Below are 19,978 nucleotides of genomic sequence, written 5' to 3'. Positions count from 1 at the left end.
AAATTGCCAGCTTACTAGGGTTATGGGTAATTCGGCTGTGTTACACAACCACAGCGGCGCCTTCAGAAGACAGACCAACATTTTTGCGGAAAACTTCGAATAGCTCGCGACCAACGCCGTTGCCGTTTCCTGTAAGATCAGCAATTGCAGGGCTACGGGTGCTCAGATCGACGCCGAGCGCATCAATGGTGCCTTTGGTTGCGTCTAGCCGGATCAGATCGCCGTCTTGGATCAGGCTGATCGGGCCGTTGTCGGCAGCTTCGGGTGACAGGTGGATCGCCGAGGGCACCTTGCCCGACGCGCCCGACATCCGACCATCAGTGACAAGTGCAACCTTAAGCCCACGATCCTGCATCACGGCGAGCGTTGGGGTCAGCCCGTGTAGCTCTGGCATGCCGTTTGATTTTGGCCCCTGAAAACGCACGACTATCACGGTGTCTTGGTTCAATTCGCCTGCTTGAAAGGCAGCTTTGACGGCTTCTTGGGTGTGGAAAACCCGCGCAGGGGCCTCAATAATGTGGCGCTCTTTCGCGACGGCTGATGCTTTGATCACGCCACGCCCCAGATTGCCCTTGAGCTGTTTAAGCCCGCCTTCGGGTTGGAATGGGTCGCTGACTGGGCGCAGGATCTTTTCGTTCAGCGATTTCCCCGCACCAGCGCTATAGGTGATGCGCCCCTCAGAAAGTTTCGGTTCTTGGGTGTATAGGTTCAGGCCATCGCCCGCGACAGTCTTCACATCGTCATGCAGCAGTCCTGCATTCAGCAATTCGCCGATCATAAACCCAAGCCCACCCGCAGCGTGGAAATGGTTCACATCAGCCAGCCCATTTGGATAGACCTTTGCCATCAGCGGTGTCACATCTGACAAGTCGCTAAAGTCCTGAAGGTCGAGAATGATCCCAGCGGCGCGCGCCATTGCTGGTAGGTGAAGAACGAGGTTCGTTGAACCGCCCGTTGCCATCAAACCAACCAGCCCGTTCACAAAGGCCTTTTCGTCCAAGACATCACAGACAGGTGTATATTGATTACCCAAGGCAGTGATTTCGAGCGCGCGTTCGGTGGCCGCCGTTGTCAGCGCATCGCGCATCGGGGTGTTTGGGTTCACAAAGGATGCACCGGGCAGATGCAGTCCCATGAATTCCATCAGCATCTGGTTCGTGTTTGCGGTACCGTAGAACGTACAGGTGCCCGGCCCATGGTATGACGCCATTTCCGAGGCCATCAATTCCTCACGACCGATTTCGCCTACCGCGAATTTCTGGCGTACCTTTGCCTTTTCGTCGTTCGGCAGGCCCGATGTCATTGGCCCAGCGGGGACAAAGACGCTTGGGATATAACCAAAGGTCGCCGCCGCCATCACAAGGCCGGGAACGATCTTATCGCAGACACCAAGGTAGAGCGCCGCGTCATAGACATTGTGCGAAAGGCCCACACCAGCAGCTAGCGCGATGACATCACGTGAAAACAGGGACAGCTCCATGCCTGTCTGGCCTTGTGTGACACCATCACACATCGCTGGCACACCGCCCGCGACTTGCGCGGTACCGCCTGCTGCGCGCGCGGCGGCCCGGATCAGATTCGGATAGAGCTCGAATGGTTGATGTGCGGACAGCATATCGTTGTAGGCCGTGATGATTCCGATGTTGGCGGCACGTCCTTCGGCGAGCGTGGTTTTATCTTCGCCCATCGCGGCATAGGCGTGGGCGAGGTTGCCGCAAGCCATATGCGCCCGACGCGGCCCTTCGGCGGCGGCGCGCGCCATATTATCGAGGTAAACTTTGCGCGTGTCTTCAGATCGGGCGCGGATGCGGTCGGTGACCGCGGCGATTGTGGGATGAAGTGGCATTGGCTTCCTCATGGTGTAACTTGCCTAAAAATATAACATGCCTTGTTAGCGCTAACAAGGCGATAGCGCCACAGAACCTTGCCAAAAGTCCAAGATATGCATCTATTTGTTTCTTAAACCGGTTCAGCTGTGCTAGGTGCGCGCGCAGGTAATATGATGAAAGTTCAGGAGCGTATGATGATCAAACGCATATTCGGGATCCTCGTGGTTGTTGCGACCATGGCGGCTTGTTCAATGACAGGTTCTGGGACGGAACCGCGTCTTGCGATGGATCGGTCTTACGATCTGCGCGGCCTGAACTTTTCTACGAAAGATGGCATCACTGTTTCCGAAGAGAACCGGTATTATCCGACGGCTGACATTGTTTGGCGCGGCGATGAACCTGGCCCGCGGGTTCAGCAAATCGAGGCGATGTTCCAGACCGCAGCACAGCGGAACGAATCTGTATTGCGTGGTCAGCGTCCAATTGTCGTTGATGTGCAGCTTCAGCGGTTTCATGGTGTGACTGAACAAACCCGCGCGACCATCGGGGGTGTCTATAACATCATTTTTCTGATGACAGTGCGCGACGCACGCACGGGTGAGGTGATTGAACCCGCTCGCCGGATCGAGGCGGATCTGCGCGCACCCGGTGGACGCCAAGCCATTGAGATGGATCGCAATGGTCGTACCCAAAAGGTCGAAGTGACCGACTTTTTAACAGCGACACTGCGTAACCAACTGCTCTGAGGGGCGCGACAGCGTCTTTTCAAACCTATGTAAATCAGGGTAGGAGGGCAGTTATGAACACAACTGATACCTCCCCCGATTTACCCGTCGTCCGCCTGACACCCAAGGCGGAGGCACGTGCCATCAGACATGGCTTTCCTTGGGTTTATGCCAACGAATTGGTCACAGACCGGCGTACGCGCAAGCTCAAGCCCGGCACCATTGCGCGGCTCGAAGACGCGAGCCGCACGCCGATGGGGGTCGTTGCGGTTACCCCCGAATCGAAAATCATTTGCAGAATGCTTGATCGCGATCCCGAAGCGATCATTGATCAGGCTTGGTTTGCTGATCGGATCACGCGTGCGCTGGCCCACCGCGAACGGCTCTATGATGCGCCATTCTATCGTTTGGTCCATGCAGAGGCCGATGGTTTACCCGGTGTGGTGATTGATCGTTTTGGGGATGTCGCTGTGGTGCAACCAAATGCGGCTTGGGCGGATGTGCTGATCACACCACTGGTTGCGGCCTTGCAGGATGTGACTGGCGTGACCACGGTGGTCATGAACGGAACTGGGCGCGCGCGTACGCTTGAGGGTCTTGAGGAAAAGACCGAGGTGCTTGTCGGGACCGCGCCGACCGACCCAATTCCTGTGCCGATGAATGGGGCGACCTATATGGCGGATGTCATGGGCGGACAAAAGACGGGTCTATTCTTTGATCAGCGTCCAAATCATGCCTTTGCCGCCAGCCTGTCACAAGGTGCGCGGGTTCTGGATGTCTTTTCTCACGTTGGTGGCTTTGGCCTTGCGGCTCTTGCTGGTGGCGCTGAATCAGCCCTGTCAGTTGATGGTTCTGCTGCGGCATTGGAATTGGCCGAAAAAGGCGCGGCCGCAATGGATGCTTCTGCACGGTTTGAAACCCGCAAGGGCGATGCGTTTGACGTGCTGACTGCACTTGGAGAAGAAGGTGCAGAATTTGATGTGGTCGTTTGTGATCCACCTGCCTTTGCACCATCACGGAATGCGGCAGAGGCCGGTCTGCGCGCCTATGAGCGTGTCGCACGGCTCGCCGCACCGTTGGTCGCAGAGGGTGGTTATCTGGTGCTTTGTTCTTGTTCGCATGCAGCGGACCTGACCAAATTCCGGAACGCCAGCTCGCGCGGTATTGGTCGGGCAGGACGGCGTGGACAAATTGTCTACACTGGTTTTGCCGGACCCGACCATCCGCAGTTACCGCATCTCGCCGAAAGCGGATACCTAAAGGCGGTTGTCTATCGCCTATGAGGGTCATGATCGACGCCTGCGTCCTCTATCCGACTGTCATGCGCGAAGTGGTTCTGGGCTGTGCCGCGCAGGGGCTTTTTGAGCCACGCTGGAGTTCGCGGATACTAGAGGAATGGGCGCGGGCGACGATTAAGCTTGGCCCTGAACAAGAGGTCTGGGCACGCGGAGAGATTGCCGCGCTTACGGTAAAGTTTCCGCGTGCTTGCGTTAACTATGATGCTCCCACCGAGGCACGTTTCTGGCTCCCTGATCCTGCCGATATTCATGTGCTGGCAGCAGCAGTGGCCGGATCGTGTGACGCGATCCTCACGGTCAACGCCAAGGACTTTCCGGCCAATATCCTGGGCGAAGAGGGACTATATAGGCGCGATCCAGACAATTTTCTGTGTCAGCTTTTTGATGAGGCGCCCGAGGCGGTACGCAATGTGGCCGATGATGTACTGGCCGAAGCCAACCGGCTATCGGAACGCCCTTGGGAAATGCGTGCTTTGATGAAAAAGGCGCGTTTGCCGCGGTTTGGAAAGGCGTTGATCGCCTAACCCCACTTTTGCTCGTTTGCTTCGATGGCAGCGATGCGTTGATGGGTTTTGGGGTGGCTGCGTAGCCAAGCAGGAACGCTTGCTCCGCGCGCACCCGTCAGATGTTCCAGTTTTTTGAACAAGGATTTCTGTGCATCCAGCCCAATCCCTGACTTGATCAACAATGCACTGGCATAGGCGTCGGCCTCGAATTCATCGGCGCGAGATAGTCCCGCGCTGACCAAGCGCATCGCAATCGTAGCCAGCCAACGCCCAAGGCCCGGAATGATACGATTAATAATCATCGCAAGAACCGTCCCCATCGCGTTTTGCCCTGAAAAATCAATAACCCGGCGCTTAGAGTGACCCAGCGCGACATGCCCAAGTTCATGCGCAATGACCGAGCAGATTTCCTCGGCGGTGACTTCACCTGTTTGGTATTTATTCAAGAAACCGCGGGTGATGAAAATCCGCCCATCACCAAAGGCCAAACCATTGATTTGTTCGATTTCATGGACGTGAACTTTGATCCGATCAATGTCCAGCGCATTGGCCATCCGTTGCGTCAACGCCAGAATGGAGTGATCGGCCAGCAGCGTGGACCGTGCGTCCAGTTCACGCTTGGTCTGCCAATAGGAAAAGCGGTACATCAACAGACCGTATAGAACAGCGAGCAGGATAGGGACGATTTTGATCATGCTTTGAATATTGGTGCGCAGCCTACAAAAGGCAATCACCTATCGTCCCAGCGATTTCATCCCAGTCTCGATCCCGGATAAGGTCATAGGGACCATACGGTCTGGGGCAAAGATGTCTTGGATCATTTGGATAGATTGGGTGTAGGGCCAATAGCGTTCATCGATTGGATTGATCCAAATGTGATCGGGCCATTGTTCACGCGCACGCGCGAGCCAAGTTTCACCTGCTTCAGGGTTCCAATGTTCGTTTGCGCCGCCCTTATAAGCGATCTCATAGGGCGACATGCTGGCATCGCCGACAAAGATACATTTGTAATCCGACCCATAGGTGTGCAGCACATCCCATGTGGGTGTTTGTTCATCCCAGCGGCGCGCGTTATCGCGCCAGACTCCTTCGTAAAGGCAGTTATGAAAATAGAAATACTCGAAATGCTTGAATTCGGATTTCGCGGCGCTGAACAGTTCTTCGACCAGCTTAATGTGCGGATCCATTGACCCGCCGATATCCAAGAAAAGCAGAACTTTGACAGCGTTGCGCCGTTCGGGCTGCGTCTGCACATCTAGGTAACCATGTTCGGCCGTCGCACGGATGGTGCCGTTGAGGTCCAGCTCTTGGTGGGCGCCGTCACGAGCCCAGCGACGCAGCCGTTTGAGCGCGAGTTTGATATTTCGTGTGCCAAGTTCAACACTGTCATCGAGGTTGCGAAATTCGCGCTTATTCCAGACCTTTACTGCGCGTTGATGACGGCTTTCTTTTTGGCCGATGCGTATGCCTTCGGGGTTATACCCGTAGGCGCCAAAAGGTGACGTCCCAGCGGTTCCAACCCATTTGTTGCCGCCCTGATGGCGTCCTTTTTGCTCCTCTAGCCGTTTCTTCAATGTTTCCATAAGCTTATCAAAGCCGCCCATGGCTTCGATTTCGGCTTTTTCGGCTTCGGTTAGGTGCTTTTCGGCCAGTTTTTCCAACCAATCCGCAGGAACGTCGACCGCGTTCATCACGGTTTCGGCTGGAATGGCATCAAGCCCTTCAAAGCTGGTTGAAAACGCACGGTCAAATTTATCGAGGTTTCGCTCATCTTTGACCATGGTGGTACGGGCCAGAAAATAGAACGCCTCAATGTTATATGTGGCAAGCCCCGCTTTCATCCCTTCGAGAAACGACAAAAATTCACGCAATGATACGGGCACGCCCTGTTTGCGTAAATTGTCAAAGAAGGGAAGAAACATCGTCTACACGTAGCTGCGTTCAATAAAGATCAGCGTGAAAAGCCCGACCAATCCAAAGATCAGCATAAACACGACAGCCCATTGCGCAATATCTTTGCCGGTTCCGCCGCGCCGTTTGGCCCGAAACGCCCCCAAGATGGCACCGAATAACATTCCGATAAGAGGGTAAATCATGGTCAGACCTTTTAGCTTGGTGGTTCGAGCGGTCGCAAAGACGCAATTTCATTGAGCCGGTCAATCACTTCGTCGCGGCTGCCGAACCCGTAACGTCCCCATCCCAGACTGTCCAGTCGCAGGGCCATGCCTGCGTCAGTATCACCCTGCATATCGAGAGCCTCTGCTTTGAACATCATGAGCAAAGAAAGCAGCGCCGCGTTCTGGTGGCGTTGTGCGACAGGTATCGCTTGGTCTGTGATTTGAATGGTTGTTTCCGCATCACCCGACAACAACGTAAAGGCCGCCATTTGCACCGCCACATGGGCAGAATGCAGTCGCGTTAGTTGGGTTTCCCCATAGGCGCGGTTTGCTGTATTGAATGCGGAAAGGGCGCGCGCGCTATCATTGCTAATTTGAAGCCGACCGTAGGCGTAATGGGCAAACCCCTCGCGCGGGCCATGCCAGCCAATTTGATTGCCAATTTCGATGGCGCGGGCTGCAGCATTGCGACGTGCGGTTTCTGTGCCCTTGCCACCGAGGGCTGACTCGATCTCTGATATCCATGACCTTGGTGTCTCTGCCTCAAAACGTGCGCCGCCACGTTGTCCTGCGGGATTTAGCCGTGCCAGAATACCGGGTAGACGCGCGGCAACTTCGGGGCGGGTCATACCGCTACGCAATGCAGGATCGTAAAATGCCCGCAGTATCAACATATCAAAGCCCGTTAGGACAGCATGGATGTTGTCGTCGTTATACACAGAGTCTGGCAGCCGATAGAGATCATTGAGCGGACCAAGCCCCTGCGCCAATTCTTCGTGCAGGCAATCTCTGGCCTCTTGGGGTGGGATGCCGGTCGGAATAAAAATCGCTGCATGTTCGCGGGTACGCAGCGTTTCCCAGTTCAGCGCGCCGTTATTGCGCGAGCGTTGAAGCTCGCTCCAACTTTTGACGCGCGGCACAACGAAACAGGCGGCATTGGGCGCGGCGCGGCGCATTTGGCGCAAGGACACAGTCTCGATCACGATATTTGCGTCAGCGGCATTGGTGCGGCGAATATCGATCCGGGCCTCGTTGCGCATGCGTTCCAATAGGCGGTCCAGATCATTCGACATATGTGCAGGTATGTCACCTGCCGTGCGCACGGTGATTGGCACTTCAAACCGGGTGAGAACAGGCAGTCGCTGACCGCTTTCCATGCGAAAGGCGAGGTCCAGAAAATCCTGGGCGATTTCTGCGTTCGGGCGTTGCGCGGGTACGGGTGTTGCCGCACCAAAGCTGCGCATCGCTGGAAATTCAAGAAGCGTGGGCGGTGGACCTTCTGGAACTTGGGCACAAGCTGACATCACTGTCAGCGCAAAAGCGGCTAGTCGTTTCATAAAGGCCTTTGGTACTTGATAAAGTTGGTGAGCGTGCCAACCCGGTCATAGAGTTGACGGCCCGTTACATTGTCATCCTGCGTAAGCCAGTAAACCGCTGGGGCACCGGCGTCATCGGCAGCAGCGTAGACCGCTTGGATTAATTGGCGACCGACGCCTGTTCCTCTGACGGAAGGGTCGGCAAACAAATCTTGCAGGTAGCACACATTTTCAATGCGCCAGCAATGGCGATGAAAGAGATAGTGAACCAATCCAACGAGCCGACCGTTTTGTTCTGCAACCAAACAGTTGAAATCTTGATCGTCATCGCCCAGCAGCCGCGCAAATGTGCTATCATAGACTTTTTGATCAAGCGTCGTCTTGTAAAAAGTCAGATATCCGGTCCATAGCGCGTCCCATTCCTGACGGTCAGTTTCCCGAAGCGGTCTGATTATCGTATCTGCCATTCACCCAAGCCTGCATTGTTTTTCTCGACCATAGCCAAGATTGCGCCCGGTGCCAGTCAAATCGCCGTGCGTCTAGCGTCCGCCACGGGCCATAAATGCGAGCCGCTCAAAAAGATGAACATCTTGTTCATTCTTGAGCAACGCACCATGAAGTTTGGGCAGGGCATTCGCGCCGTCGCGTTTGAGGTCCTCTGCAGTCAGGTCCTCAGCCAAGAGCAGTTTTAACCAATCCAGAACCTCTGATGTTGACGGCTTTTTCTTAAGACCCGCTGTTTCGCGGATCTCGTAGAATTGGGTCAAAGCGGCGGTCAAAAGGGTTTCTTTAATACCAGTGTGGTGGACCTCGACGATTTTGCGCAGCGTGTCCTGATCAGGAAAACGAATGTAGTGAAAGAAGCAGCGGCGCAAAAATGCGTCTGGCAGTTCCTTTTCGTTGTTCGAGGTGATGATGATCACCGGGCGATGCTGTGCGCGGATGGTTTCGCCCGTTTCGTAGACGTGAAACTCCATACGGTCGAGTTCTTGGAGCAGGTCGTTGGGAAATTCGATGTCCGCTTTGTCGATCTCATCAATCAAAAGAACGGCGCGTTCTGGCGCGGTGAAGGCCTGCCACAACTTCCCTTTTTTGATATAATTTGAAACATTGTTCACACGTTCATCGCCTAATTGGCTGTCGCGCAGGCGGCTGACGGCGTCATATTCATAGAGGCCTTGTTGCGCCTTGGTTGTGGACTTAACATTCCACTCAATCATAGGCATGTTTAGTGCGGCGCCGACCTGACGGGCTAGTTCAGTCTTGCCCGTGCCCGGTTCGCCCTTAACTAAAAGGGGTCTTTGCAATGTCATCGCCGCATTCACGGCCATATTCAGGTCATTTGTGGCGACGTAACTGTCGGTCCCGGTAAATTGCATCTTCACGAACCCCTTGATTTGAGAGGTCAACCTAGCAGGTCGCTCGGGATCATCAACATACCGCCTTAGTATAATTTCAGGGGGTGACACTGCGCCTCCAAGAGAGTAAACCCCGATTAAAATTGGGCAGAGGGAATGCAATTACGGCCTCAATCCTCTGCGCGTCGGAGAATTGATAGGGTATGACGATGAAAGCCGAAACGTTTCTGCCAGAAGACTATATTCCAGCTGATAATGAACCGTTCATGAATGAACGTCAGACGGAGTACTTCCGCCGCAAACTGCTAAACTGGAAGGCAGAGTTGCTCGAGGATACACGCGATACTGTCGCCGGTATGAAAGACCAGACCCGCAATATTCCAGACGTTGCTGACCGTGCGTCAGAAGAAACAGATCGTTCCTTGGAATTGCGCACACGTGACCGCCAGCGCAAGCTGGTATCAAAGATCGACGCAGCACTGCGCCGGATCGACGAAGGCGAATATGGTTACTGTGAAATGACTGGCGAGCCGATTTCGCTTAAACGTCTTGACGCACGTCCAATCGCAACAATGAGCCTTGAGGCGCAAGAACGTCATGAGCGTCGCGAAAAGGTTCATCGCGACGACTAAGATGCGGCATAACGCAAATCGTCATGTCGCCATTATCGGTGGCGGCATCGGCGGGCTGACTGCGGCTCTGGCGTTTGCCAAGTCAGGTGCCGAGGTCACCGTTTATGAGCAAGCACCTGCGCTGACAGAGGTCGGGGCAGGGCTGCAAATTACCCCCAATGGCATGCGGGCGCTTTATGCGCTTGGGCTAGAACCCAAAATCTCTGAAAAAGGTATCGTCGCGCAAGCCGTCGTGCCGACCGATGCGATCTCTGGTCGCGCAATTGCACGATTTGATCTTGGGCGACAAAGGCCTCCTTACCGCTTTTTCCATCGTGCGGAACTGATTGATCTGTTGTGGAATGCCTGTGCGGCCAATGGTGTTCAGGTCAAACTTGGCGCGCGCATATCTGAAATTGCGTCAAATGGTTCGTTTCAATGTGACCAGCAGACGATATCTGCTGATTTGACGATCGGCGCTGACGGCGTGCGATCTGTTGCGCGTACGGTGTTGAACGGGGCGTCCGATCCATTCTTCACGGGGCAAGTCGCTTGGCGTGCCACCGTTCCAGTCAAAGATGCCGAACCAGTTGCCACAATTTGGATGGCACCGGGGCGTCATATGGTGACCTACCCGTTAGAGGGCGGGCGGCTGAATATCGTTGCGGTCCAAGAACGTTCCCAATGGGCGCAAGAAGGATGGCATCACGCCGATGATCCGGGGAACTTGCGCCACGTCTTTGCTGATTGTCATTGGCGTCTGAAATCGATTTTGAGTGATGTCGAAACCGTCAATCTTTGGGGGCTTTTCCGTCACCCGGTTGCGCCGAAATGGTATCAAGGATCGCTTGCGATTTTGGGTGATGCGGCCCATCCAACCCTACCGTTTTTGGCGCAGGGGGCCAATCTGGCGATTGAGGATGCCTTTGAACTCGCGCAATTTTGCGACAATGACGCTGACATTGAAAATGCTCTGAGCGCCTATCAAGATGCCCGTAAGCCCCGCGTGACACGTGCAATCAATGCCGCGAATGCCAACGCCAAGAACTACCATCTGCGCGGGCTCAAACGCTATGTGGCACATGCAGGGCTACGTGGAATGGCAAGGGTCGCCCCAGATGCGTTTATTGGTCGCTTGGGGTGGCTATACGATTATGACGTCGCGGATATTCACCGCTGACGCCTAGCGCCAATGATGGTTCACCATATAGGTCACGCGCTCGAGCACCTCGTAGGTGCTGAAATCAACGCGGAACAGATCATCTTCGATGCGGATATAGACCCAGCCATCCTGAACCGGGGGCAGCCCGTAATAACTTGCGTTCATCAAGATCGAGTGCTCGCCGCGTTCAAGGAAGCTGCCGATCTCAACCGGGCTGGGGCGCGGCGCCGTAGAGCGGGGCACGGCAACGCAGTTGGTGCCAGCGACTGCAATGCGACATTGGGCTAAGGATTGATTGGGCAGGGCGCAAAGGGCCAGTCCAATACTCACAAAGAGCGCGTTTTTGTACATGCGATCTACTCCTCGCGTTCACTGGCCCGTAGGGTTTGTGATCTAGGCAGCCAGTTCAACCCATACCGGAACGTGGTCAGAGGGCTTTTCTTTCCCGCGGACCTCGGATTCAATCCAGCAGTTGTTCATCAGATCGGCGCATTGCGGCGTCAGCAGAAAATGGTCGATACGGATACCGTTGTTCTTTTCCCAAGCCCCTGCTTGGTAATCCCAAAACGAATAGTGTCCAGCACCAGCTTCGCGTGCTCTGAAGGCCTCAGTAAAGCCGAGGTTCAGAATTTTACGGAATGCGGCGCGACTTTCGGGGCGGAATAGGGCGTCGTCACGCCAGCTATCTGGGCGCGCGGCGTCTTCGGCTTGCGGGATGATGTTGTAGTCGCCGGCCATCAGCGCAGGTTGCTCCGCAAGCATTAGCTCTTGGGCGCGAAGATAGAGCCGTTCCATCCAACGCAGTTTGTAGTCGTATTTCGGGCCGGGGGCGGGGTTTCCATTAGGCAGATAAAGCCCACAAATACGGATAGCGACATCGCCAACAACTGTTGCCTCGATATAACGCGCTTCTTCGTCATCGACACCTTCGCGACCAGCGCCTTGCGCGCCGGGTAATCCGCGTGTCACATCCTCGAGCGGCAATTTGGACAAGATGGCAACGCCGTTGAAACCTTTTTGACCGTGGGTTTCGACGTTATATCCTTTGTCTTCAATGATTTCCCTGGGAAAGTTCTCGTCGATCGACTTGATTTCCTGGAGAATAGCGACATCAGGATTCGCATCATCAAGCCAATCGGTCAGTGCATTGATGCGCGCTTTGACGCCGTTAATGTTGAATGTCGCAATTTTCATAGCTGCCCCTCGTTTGGGTCAGTTTTGCCGCAGCAGGCGGCAATGTACAAGACAAACGCCGCAGCGAAAACGCGGGCTGTGGCCCGCAGTTACATTGAAAACGACGTGCCACACCCACAAGACGAAGCCGCATTGGGGTTCTCGATCACAAAGCGCGCGCCGATCAATTCTTCTGAGAAATCAATCGTCGCATCGGCCAGGAATGGGAGCGACACCGCATCAATGACAACAGTTTCGCCTTGGTCGGAGAGGACAAGATCGTCTTCTTTGGGTTCATCTAGGTCGATTTCATATTGGAAACCAGAACAACCGCCACCTTCGACAGCGATCCGTAATGCCTTGCCTTGCGCAGCCGCACCAATTTCAGCGAGCCGTTCAAAGGCGCGTGTTGTCACTTTGGGGGGAATCGTCAGCATTTTGCGACCTATTCGTTTACGTTCATTTGCAATATAGGGGTGACAGGCAAGACGGACAAGACAGGCAAATATTATGACAGCCTCATACGCTACCGACCCGGCGAACGCACGCGGGCGGCTCTACGCCGAGGAAGAAAGCTATTTTCGCTCTCCATTTCAACGTGACCGTGATCGGATCATTCATGCCTCTGCGTTTCGCAGGCTGAAACATAAGACCCAAGTTTTTATCGAACATGAGGGCGATTATTTTCGGACGCGTCTGACGCATTCGATTGAGGTGGCTCAGGTGGCAAGAACGATTGCCAGTACGTTGGGTCTGAATGTTGAACTGACCGAAGCTGTCGCGCTTGCTCATGATTTGGGGCACACACCCTTTGGTCATACCGGAGAGGACGCGTTAAACGCCTTGATGCAGCCCTATGGCGGTTTTGACCACAATGCACAGGCCCTGCACATCGTGACAAACCTTGAACGGCACTATGCCGAATGGGATGGGCTAAACCTGACGTGGGAAACGCTTGAGGGGATCGCGAAACATAATGGCCCGGTGACCGGAAGTATTCCTTACGCCTTGGCAGACTATAACAGTCGTCACGATCTCGAACTGCACACGCATGCCAGTGCAGAGGCGCAAGTAGCGGCACTATCTGACGATATTGCGTATAATAACCATGACTTACACGATGGACTTCGCGCGGAATTATTTAGCACCGATGAATTGGCAGAGCTGCCGATTTTGCACGATTGCTTTACGCGTGTGGATGCCAAATATCCGGGGTTGAACTATTATCGGCGTCGCCATGAAGCGCTGCGCCGCTTCTTTGGTGTGTTGGTCGAAGACGTGATCACCGTTTCACAACGGAACTTGACAGAACTCAACCCTGCGACCGTGCATGATATCCGTCATGCTGGGCGGATGGTGGTGCAGTTTTCTCCGGACCTGTGGGCGGACCTAAAGGTCATCAGGAAATTCTTGTTTGAACGGATGTACCGTGCGCCCGTTGTGGTCGAAATGCGGGTGGTAGTGACACAAATGGTCAACGACCTATTTCCATTCTTTATGGAAAACACCGATGAACTGCCCAAACAATGGCGCAAGGACGTCGCAGATGCGCCTGACAAAATTGCGTTGGCGCGGATCGTTGCAGACTATATTGCTGGAATGACGGATCGTTTCGCGATCCAAGAACATAAAAGGTTGATCGGTGGCGAGGCCATGCCGGCGGGGGTAATTGATGGCAGTTGAGACAGCAGCAGGCGCAATGGCGCCGGTCATGGCGTTTGCTTTAGTCGGCGCGCTTGGGGTGGGGTCGCAGTGGCTTGCGTGGCGCTTGCGGATGCCAGCAATCGTACTGATGTTGGTGGCTGGCGTGCTTGTCGGCCCTGTGGCAGGTGTCTTTGACCCGGCGCGAGATATCGGGCCGCTGATGGGGCCTATCATTTCGATTGCCGTAGCGATCATCTTGTTTGAGGGCGGTCTCACGCTGAATTTTCATTCGCTGAGCGATGCAGCCAAAGGTGTGCGGCGACTGGTTTTTGTTGGCGCGCCTTTGGGGTGGCTCACCTCTGCGCTCGCATTGCGTTATGGCGCGGGGCTTTCTTGGGAAAGTGCGGCGGTGTTTGGTGGGATTATGATCGTCACCGGGCCGACCGTGATTGCGCCGTTGTTGCGCACTGCGCGCTTATCAAAACGCCCAGCTGCCCTGTTGCAGTGGGAGGCGATTATTAACGACCCAATCGGCGCGCTTGCTGCAGTGTTGGCCTATGAGGTCGTGCTGGTACTGAACACCGCAACCACTGTCCAAGCCGCTGTCGTCGATTTGATCGTCGGTATCGTGTTTGCGTCTATCTTGGGCGTTGCGGCAGGCTTTGGGCTGGCGCGCGCTTTCAAACGGGGGTGGGTGCCTGAATACATGAAGGTGCCCGTGCTCTTTGCGCTGCTTCTGGGCATTTTTGCTGCTTCAGACTACGTGCTGCACGAAAGCGGTCTGTTGGCCGTGACTATCATGGGCATCGTCATCGCGAACGCGAACCTGCCAAGCTATGAAGAATTGCGCCGATTTAAGGAACACGCGACGGTGCTGCTGGTGTCAGGGGTGTTTATTCTCTTGGCGGCAAGTCTAGATTTTGGCGCGCTGCGGCAGCTTGATTTGCGTGCGCTGACATTCGTGTTGGCCGTGGTGTTGTTGGCACGCCCGATTACGGTGCTTGTGTCACTGCTGGGATCTGGAGTTCCGATCAAAGAGCAGATCCTTGTTGCATTTACAGGTCCACGTGGCGTTGTTTTGGTCGCGGTTGCCGGACTATTCGGCGACCGTTTGATCGGCCTTGGGTTTGAGGACGCGCCGCTGATTGGTCCTTTGGCCTTTGTTCTTGTGGCATTTACGGTTGTGTTGCACGGGTTCACACTTGCGCCATTCGCACGCTGGCTGGGACTGACGGGTGCGGATGTTCCCGGCGTGGTCGTGATTGGTGGGTCGCCTTGGACCACCGCCTTCGCTGAGGCGTTGAAAAAGGCCGAGGTGCCTGTGCTCATGACCGATCCGAACTTTGGTAATCTGCGTGCTGCACGTTCTGCGGGTATTCCAACGTTTTCTGGCGATATCTTGTCTGAGGCGGCAGAGCAGCGCCTTGAACTGATCAGCTATGCAACCTTGGTCGCGGCCACGGATAACGATGCCTATAACACGTTGGTTGCCACCGATCTCGCGCCAGAGTTTGGCCGCGATTCAGTCTTCCAAGTCATGCGGGCCAAGAATGATAGCGCACGGCACCAATTGCCGCGCACTTTGGGTGGGCGTAAATTTGGTGTCGAAGAAACCCATGCTGGTCTAAATCAGATGATTGCGGATGGCTGGACCTTCCGGATCACGCGCCTGACCGAGGAATACACGCAAGAAGATTGGCGCGCTAAACGCCCTGGCGCACATCTATTCGCGCGGATTGGAACCAATGGCGCGATCAAGCTGATCCGCAAGGACGAAGAGATCAAGGGTGCGCCCGGTGTGCGTATCATCGCATTGCGTCCACCCGGAGAGGATGAGGGCGAGCAGCCCCCAGCAGAGGCCACGTCATGACCGCGACTTTGGATGAATGCAAAGCGGCACTGGGCAATATTCTATCCGCCCCAAAGGATAACGTAACGATTGATCAGATCTGTTTTCGTCCATACGTGGGCGGACGCGAGTTTCCGGATCAGTTAGAACTGACCGTCGCCGAAGGCATCGTCGGCGATCGCTGGCTATCAGACCCTTGGCTAAAGCTGCCAGAGGGCAGCCCAGATCCGCGTATTCAGGTGTCGATCCTGTCCAAACGCGTGATGGATTTATGTTGGCGTGATCAAGATAATCTTGCTCATCATCCGGGTGACCCATTCGTCGTTGATATGAATTTGGGCGAAGAAAACCTGCCCGTGGGAACGCAACTCGAAATTGGCACAGCAGTTATCGTCGTGACCGACAAATATAATAGTGGCTGTGTAAAGTGGAACGAAAACTACGGTGGTGCCAGCCTGCGCTGGATTAATCTGCACGAAAATAGGCAGCACCGCCTGCGTGGTATTCTTTGTGCCGTGGTCAAAGATGGGGTTGTCAAAACGGGTGACCGGCTCCGAAAACGATAGGCTCTGACCGCTGTGTCGATTTGGCAAGTCGCATTGACCTTACCCATTACAATGGTAAACCCGCACAAACACTGTTTCCGCCCAACAAGGGCCAAAGGACCGCTATGAACCTCTTTGCTGATATTCGCACCCGTGTGATTGCTTGTCTCGACCAGATGGTGGCCGAGGGCACTTTGCCCGATGGCCTTTCGACTGCTGCTGTCGCGGTAGAGCCACCGCGCGATGCAGCCCATGGTGATATGGCCACAAACGCGGCGATGGTTCTGGCCAAGCCAGCCAAGATGAACCCGCGGGCCATCGCAGATGCATTGGCGGCAAAGCTGTTGGATGACCCGATGATCGATGTGGCTGAGGTTGCGGGCCCCGGATTCTTGAACATGCGTTTGTCTGCTGATGTCTGGCAGGGTGTGGTGAAGTCAGCATTGAACGATGCGACCTATGGCCAGTCCAGTTTGGGGCAGGGGCAAAAGATGATGGTCGAATATGTCTCGGCCAACCCAACAGGGCCGCTGCATGTCGGCCATACGCGTGGTGCGGTCTTTGGTGACGCTTTGGCGCGGCTGCTGGATTACGCGGGTTATGACGTAACCAAAGAATATTACATCAATGATGGCGGCGCGCAGGTCGATGTCCTCGCTCGGTCTGTGTATCTGCGGTATTTGCAAGCCCATGGGCAAGATGTTGAATTCCCTGATGGCACATACCCCGGCGATTATCTGATTCCAGTGGGTGAAGCGCTGAAAGAAAAAGTCGGCGATAAGTTCATCGACAAAGGCGAGCAGTTCTGGCTCGAAGAAATCCGGGAATTCGCGACGGCTGAGATGATGAACCTCATCCGCGAGGATTTGGCCCAGCTGAATGTCACCATGGATAGCTTCTTTTCTGAAAAGTCGCTCTATGGCACTGGCCTGATCGAAAAGGCCATCGCAGAGCTCAAGGAAAAAGGGTTGATCTACCGTGGCGTGCTTGAGCCGCCCAAAGGTAAAATGCCCGAAGACTGGGAACCACGCGAGCAAACCTTGTTCAAATCGACAGAACATGGCGATGACGTGGATCGGCCCGTGCAAAAATCTGACGGTTCGTGGACCTATTTCGCACCCGATATCGCTTATCACTATGACAAAGTGCAGCGCGGCTACGATCAATTGATCGATGTCTTTGGTGCGGATCACGGTGGTTATGTCAAACGGATGAAAGCCGCCGTTTCGGCATTGTCCGACGGCAAGGTGCCGCTCGACATCAAGCTGACACAGCTTGTCAAACTCTATAAGAATGGCGAGCCGTTCAAAATGTCAAAGCGGGCAGGGACCTTTGTCACGCTGCGCGACGTGGTCGATCAGGTTGGACCCGATGTAACCCGGTTCCACATGCTGACGCGTAAAAATGATGCGCCGTTGGATTTCGACTTTGACAAGGTGCTTGAGCAGTCCAAAGACAACCCGGTGTTCTATGTGAACTATGCCTATGCGCGTGTGAATTCCGCGGTAACGAAGGCAAGCGCTTTTGCTTCTGTTGATGATGTCACGCTTGCGGGTGTTGATCTATCTGGTTTGACCCACGAGGCTGAACTCAATGTGATCAAAAAGATCGCTGAATGGCCGCGTCTGGTTGAGATCGCTGCAAAGGGTCATGAACCGCACCGGATTGCGTTTTATCTCTATGATTTGGCCTCAGAGTTCCATGCGCTGTACAATCGCGGCAACGATGAAGTCGCGCTGCGCTTTGTTCAAGAGAGTGACGTAGACACAACACAGGCGAAAATCGCCCTGATCCGCGCCGTAGCGATTGTTATTTCGCACGGATTGGGTATTCTTGGTGTCACTCCGGCAGAAGAGATGCGTTAACGTACAGGCTGCCGGATCGAGCTGAGTTAACCGACCCACAAGCCAAAAAGGCGCGGGCAGTGAGGCAGAGATGGCAGTTTACAACGAGGGGTTCGCCCCATCGGGTGACGTTTCGCGCACCAACAATTTCATGAATTTCGCTGGCGCGGGGCTTTCTCTCGCGCTGATCGTTGGCGTCAGTTTCTGGGGCTACAAACTAATCATGCGTGACGTGAGCGGGATTCCCGTGGTCCGCGCCATGGAAGGCGAAATGCGCGTGCTTCCTGATAACCCTGGTGGTGCGGTTGCATCGCACACTGGCCTATCCGTCAACGAAGTCGCCGCAATGGGCGAGGTTGGCGGACCAGAAGATCGGCTCGTTCTGGCCCCATCAGCCGTCGCGCTCGCGCAAGAAGATTTAGACGCACAGCCCGTCGCCGAGGCGCAAGAGCGCCGGGCAACACCGGTGGATGCCGAAGAAACAGCAACATTAGCGAGCGCAGATGTCCCCGATATCGCGGCAATGGAAGTTGACGAAATCCTCGCGCTTGCCGACCAAATCGCATCCGGCGTCGATCCAATAACGGCAACCGAGGAAGAACCACGCATTGCCCGCGTTTCCGCCTCTGTTCCGGGTGTGTCACGCTCTGTGCGTCCGATTATTCGCCCTGCCGGATTACGTGCTGCACCAGTTTCGGCATCTCCTGCCACGACAAACGCCGCTGAAGTTGCCGTGAATACAGCGACTTTCCCTGCGGGAACGAACCTCGTGCAGCTTGGCGCGTTTCAATCGCCTGAATTAGCGGCAACCCAATGGGCCCTGATCGAAGGTCGTTTTGACACGCTGATTGATGGCAAGGAACGCGTGATCCAAGTCAGCGATCAGTCTAGCGGCACGTGGTATCGTCTGCGCGCAAGCGGTTTTGCCGACCGTGCCGAGGCGCGCCGCTTTTGCGCCGCGCTCGAGGCTGAAGGCGCGGATTGTATTGCCGTTGTGGTCAACTAAGTGACTTTGAACGCGAGCATTTTCGGGCCAGAGGGGCCCGAAATCACCAGTTTCGAACGTGACTTTTTTCGGGATACACAGCCGTTTGGCTTTATCCTCTTTGCACGCAATATCGTGGAACCAACGCAGCTGCGTCGGCTGACGGCTGAACTGCGCGAGGCTGTGGGACGTGATGCCCCAATCCTGGTCGACCAAGAAGGCGGGCGCGTTCAGCGTATGCGTAGCCCGTATTGGCGCGAATTTCTGCCAGCCCTTGACCAGATGACCCGCGCGCGTGATCCAATGCGCGCCCACTGGATACGAAATCGCTTGATCGCGGATGATTTACGTTCAGTCGGGATCGATGTGAACTGCGCGCCTTTGGCTGATATCGCCGAGGCACAGACACATCCGTTTTTGTATAATCGGCTTTATGGACAGGATGTTGCGACAGTGGTTGCTGCTGCACGCGTGTGTGCCGATGCGCTGCTATCCGGGGGCGTATTGCCCGTGCTCAAACATATTCCGGGACATGGTCGCGCAAATGTCGATAGCCATCTGGGTTTGCCGCGTGTCGAAGCACCCATTGCGTCCTTGCATGAAAAAGACTTTGCACCATTTCGGGCGTTGAGTGATCTGCCCATGGGGATGAGCGCACATATCGTGTTTGATGCGATCGACCCGACAGGCCCCGCGACAACGTCCGAAAAAATGATCAATGTTATCCGCAAAGATATTGGTTTTGACGGTTTGCTAATGACGGATGACCTGTCGATGGAGGCGCTGTCGGGTACTGTCGCGGAGCGCGCCGCAGCATCCATTCAGGCAGGCTGTGATCTTGCGCTGCATTGCAATGGGAAGGCACCCGAGATGCAAGCCGTCGCAGAAGCCGCTGGTTTGATGACCGAAGCGGCCCAAAAACGGGCGAATTCCGCACTTTCCGCACGTAGGCCACCTGAAAATGTTGACATCGCGGCGCTAGAGGCCGAACTTGAAGCGCTTTTAGCGTGAGAAGA

General features: G+C 55.1%; 21 protein-coding genes. 11 read left to right on the top strand and 10 right to left on the bottom strand.

Annotated elements, in window-relative coordinates:
- Nucleotides 1–40: 40 nt before the first annotated feature.
- Nucleotides 41–1,846, bottom strand: coding sequence for a phosphogluconate dehydratase (gene edd / locus TW80_RS05605; protein WP_045996304.1), 1,806 nt, complete (start codon nucleotides 1,844–1,846; stop codon nucleotides 41–43).
- 153 nt (nucleotides 1,847–1,999) lie between these two features.
- Here edd and TW80_RS05600 point away from each other — a divergent pair, with 153 nt between their 5' ends.
- From TW80_RS05600 to TW80_RS05590, 3 genes are read left to right on the top strand one after another with little or no spacing between them, the layout of a single operon-like run.
- Nucleotides 2,000–2,575 carry a DUF6778 family protein gene (locus TW80_RS05600; RefSeq protein ID WP_239450493.1) on the top strand — a complete coding sequence of 192 codons (576 nt, stop codon included), beginning with the start codon at nucleotides 2,000–2,002 and terminating at the stop codon, nucleotides 2,573–2,575.
- A gap of 53 nt (nucleotides 2,576–2,628) precedes the next feature.
- Nucleotides 2,629–3,837 (top strand): RSP_2647 family RNA methyltransferase, encoded by a 1,209-nt coding sequence (locus TW80_RS05595; protein ID WP_045996303.1) that lies wholly within the window; start codon nucleotides 2,629–2,631, stop codon nucleotides 3,835–3,837.
- Nucleotides 3,834–4,376, top strand: coding sequence for an RSP_2648 family PIN domain-containing protein (locus TW80_RS05590; RefSeq protein ID WP_045996302.1), 543 nt, complete (start codon nucleotides 3,834–3,836; stop codon nucleotides 4,374–4,376). The genes TW80_RS05595 and TW80_RS05590 overlap by 4 nt, the downstream gene beginning before the upstream one ends.
- Here TW80_RS05590 and TW80_RS05585 read toward each other — a convergent pair.
- The 6 genes from TW80_RS05585 to TW80_RS05565 all read right to left on the bottom strand — a co-directional run bounded on the left by TW80_RS05585 (nucleotide 4,373) and on the right by TW80_RS05565 (nucleotide 9,170).
- Nucleotides 4,373–5,053 carry a M48 family metallopeptidase gene (locus TW80_RS05585; protein WP_045997038.1) on the bottom strand — a complete coding sequence of 227 codons (681 nt, stop codon included), beginning with the start codon at nucleotides 5,051–5,053 and terminating at the stop codon, nucleotides 4,373–4,375. The two genes, TW80_RS05590 and TW80_RS05585, sit on opposite strands and share 4 nt — an antisense overlap.
- Nucleotides 5,054–5,092: 39 nt before the next feature.
- Nucleotides 5,093–6,280, bottom strand: coding sequence for a vWA domain-containing protein (locus tag TW80_RS05580; protein ID WP_045996301.1), 1,188 nt, complete (start codon nucleotides 6,278–6,280; stop codon nucleotides 5,093–5,095).
- Nucleotides 6,281–6,283: 3 nt separating this feature from the next.
- Entirely contained in the window at nucleotides 6,284–6,454 is a 171-nt protein-coding gene (locus TW80_RS18270; RefSeq protein WP_204218471.1) for a hypothetical protein, read from the bottom strand.
- An 11-nt stretch (nucleotides 6,455–6,465) separates the two neighbouring features.
- Nucleotides 6,466–7,812 carry a DUF2927 domain-containing protein gene (locus TW80_RS05575; RefSeq protein ID WP_045996300.1) on the bottom strand — a complete coding sequence of 449 codons (1,347 nt, stop codon included), beginning with the start codon at nucleotides 7,810–7,812 and terminating at the stop codon, nucleotides 6,466–6,468.
- Complete coding sequence (locus TW80_RS05570; RefSeq protein ID WP_045996299.1) at nucleotides 7,809–8,258, bottom strand: GNAT family N-acetyltransferase; 450 nt, start codon at nucleotides 8,256–8,258, stop codon at nucleotides 7,809–7,811. Before TW80_RS05570 ends, TW80_RS05575 begins: the two co-directional genes overlap by 4 nt.
- 72 nt (nucleotides 8,259–8,330) lie before the next feature.
- On the bottom strand, nucleotides 8,331–9,170 hold the full coding sequence (locus TW80_RS05565; protein WP_045996298.1) for an AAA family ATPase: 840 nt from the start codon (nucleotides 9,168–9,170) through the stop codon (nucleotides 8,331–8,333).
- Between the two features lie 188 nt (nucleotides 9,171–9,358).
- On the opposite strand from TW80_RS05565, the gene dksA reads away from it, so the two are divergent.
- Both dksA and TW80_RS05555 read left to right on the top strand, forming a co-directional pair.
- On the top strand, nucleotides 9,359–9,781 hold the full coding sequence (gene dksA, locus TW80_RS05560) for an RNA polymerase-binding protein DksA (protein ID WP_045997037.1): 423 nt from the start codon (nucleotides 9,359–9,361) through the stop codon (nucleotides 9,779–9,781).
- Nucleotides 9,747–10,940: an FAD-dependent monooxygenase gene (locus tag TW80_RS05555; protein ID WP_239450492.1), complete on the top strand. Its 1,194-nt coding sequence runs from the start codon at nucleotides 9,747–9,749 to the stop codon at nucleotides 10,938–10,940. Before dksA ends, TW80_RS05555 begins: the two co-directional genes overlap by 35 nt.
- Before the next feature lie 3 nt (nucleotides 10,941–10,943).
- Here TW80_RS05555 and TW80_RS05550 read toward each other — a convergent pair whose 3' ends face one another.
- From TW80_RS05550 to TW80_RS05540, 3 genes are all read right to left on the bottom strand, one after another.
- Entirely contained in the window at nucleotides 10,944–11,273 is a 330-nt protein-coding gene (locus TW80_RS05550) for a hypothetical protein (protein ID WP_045996296.1), read from the bottom strand.
- A 42-nt stretch (nucleotides 11,274–11,315) separates the two neighbouring features.
- Complete coding sequence (xth, locus tag TW80_RS05545) at nucleotides 11,316–12,116, bottom strand: exodeoxyribonuclease III (RefSeq protein ID WP_045996295.1); 801 nt, start codon at nucleotides 12,114–12,116, stop codon at nucleotides 11,316–11,318.
- An 89-nt stretch (nucleotides 12,117–12,205) separates the two neighbouring features.
- A complete protein-coding gene (locus TW80_RS05540) occupies nucleotides 12,206–12,532 on the bottom strand; it encodes a HesB/IscA family protein (protein WP_204218470.1) in 327 nt (108 codons plus the stop codon).
- Between the two features lie 73 nt (nucleotides 12,533–12,605).
- Between TW80_RS05540 and TW80_RS05535 the strand changes: the two genes are divergently transcribed.
- From TW80_RS05535 to TW80_RS05510, 6 genes are all read left to right on the top strand, one after another.
- Complete coding sequence (locus tag TW80_RS05535; protein WP_045996294.1) at nucleotides 12,606–13,778, top strand: deoxyguanosinetriphosphate triphosphohydrolase; 1,173 nt, start codon at nucleotides 12,606–12,608, stop codon at nucleotides 13,776–13,778.
- The gene (locus TW80_RS05530) at nucleotides 13,768–15,609 is read left to right on the top strand and encodes a cation:proton antiporter (protein WP_045996293.1); all 1,842 of its coding nucleotides are present in this window, start codon (nucleotides 13,768–13,770) and stop codon (nucleotides 15,607–15,609) included. The genes TW80_RS05535 and TW80_RS05530 overlap by 11 nt, the downstream gene beginning before the upstream one ends.
- Complete coding sequence (locus tag TW80_RS05525; RefSeq protein ID WP_045996292.1) at nucleotides 15,606–16,154, top strand: MOSC domain-containing protein; 549 nt, start codon at nucleotides 15,606–15,608, stop codon at nucleotides 16,152–16,154. Before TW80_RS05530 ends, TW80_RS05525 begins: the two co-directional genes overlap by 4 nt.
- Before the next feature lie 104 nt (nucleotides 16,155–16,258).
- Nucleotides 16,259–17,998, top strand: a complete 1,740-nt coding sequence (argS, locus tag TW80_RS05520) for an arginine--tRNA ligase (protein ID WP_045996291.1) — start codon at nucleotides 16,259–16,261, stop codon at nucleotides 17,996–17,998.
- Between the two features lie 70 nt (nucleotides 17,999–18,068).
- Nucleotides 18,069–18,983, top strand: a complete 915-nt coding sequence (locus TW80_RS05515) for an SPOR domain-containing protein (RefSeq protein WP_045996290.1) — start codon at nucleotides 18,069–18,071, stop codon at nucleotides 18,981–18,983.
- Nucleotides 18,984–19,973: a glycoside hydrolase family 3 N-terminal domain-containing protein gene (locus tag TW80_RS05510; protein ID WP_045996289.1), complete on the top strand. Its 990-nt coding sequence runs from the start codon at nucleotides 18,984–18,986 to the stop codon at nucleotides 19,971–19,973. It abuts the gene before it with no gap.
- Nucleotides 19,974–19,978 lie beyond the last annotated feature (5 nt).

The organism is Loktanella sp. S4079, from assembly GCF_000967725.1.
GTDB lineage: Bacteria > Pseudomonadota > Alphaproteobacteria > Rhodobacterales > Rhodobacteraceae > Yoonia.
This window is presented reverse-complemented; position numbering and strand designations above follow the sequence as displayed.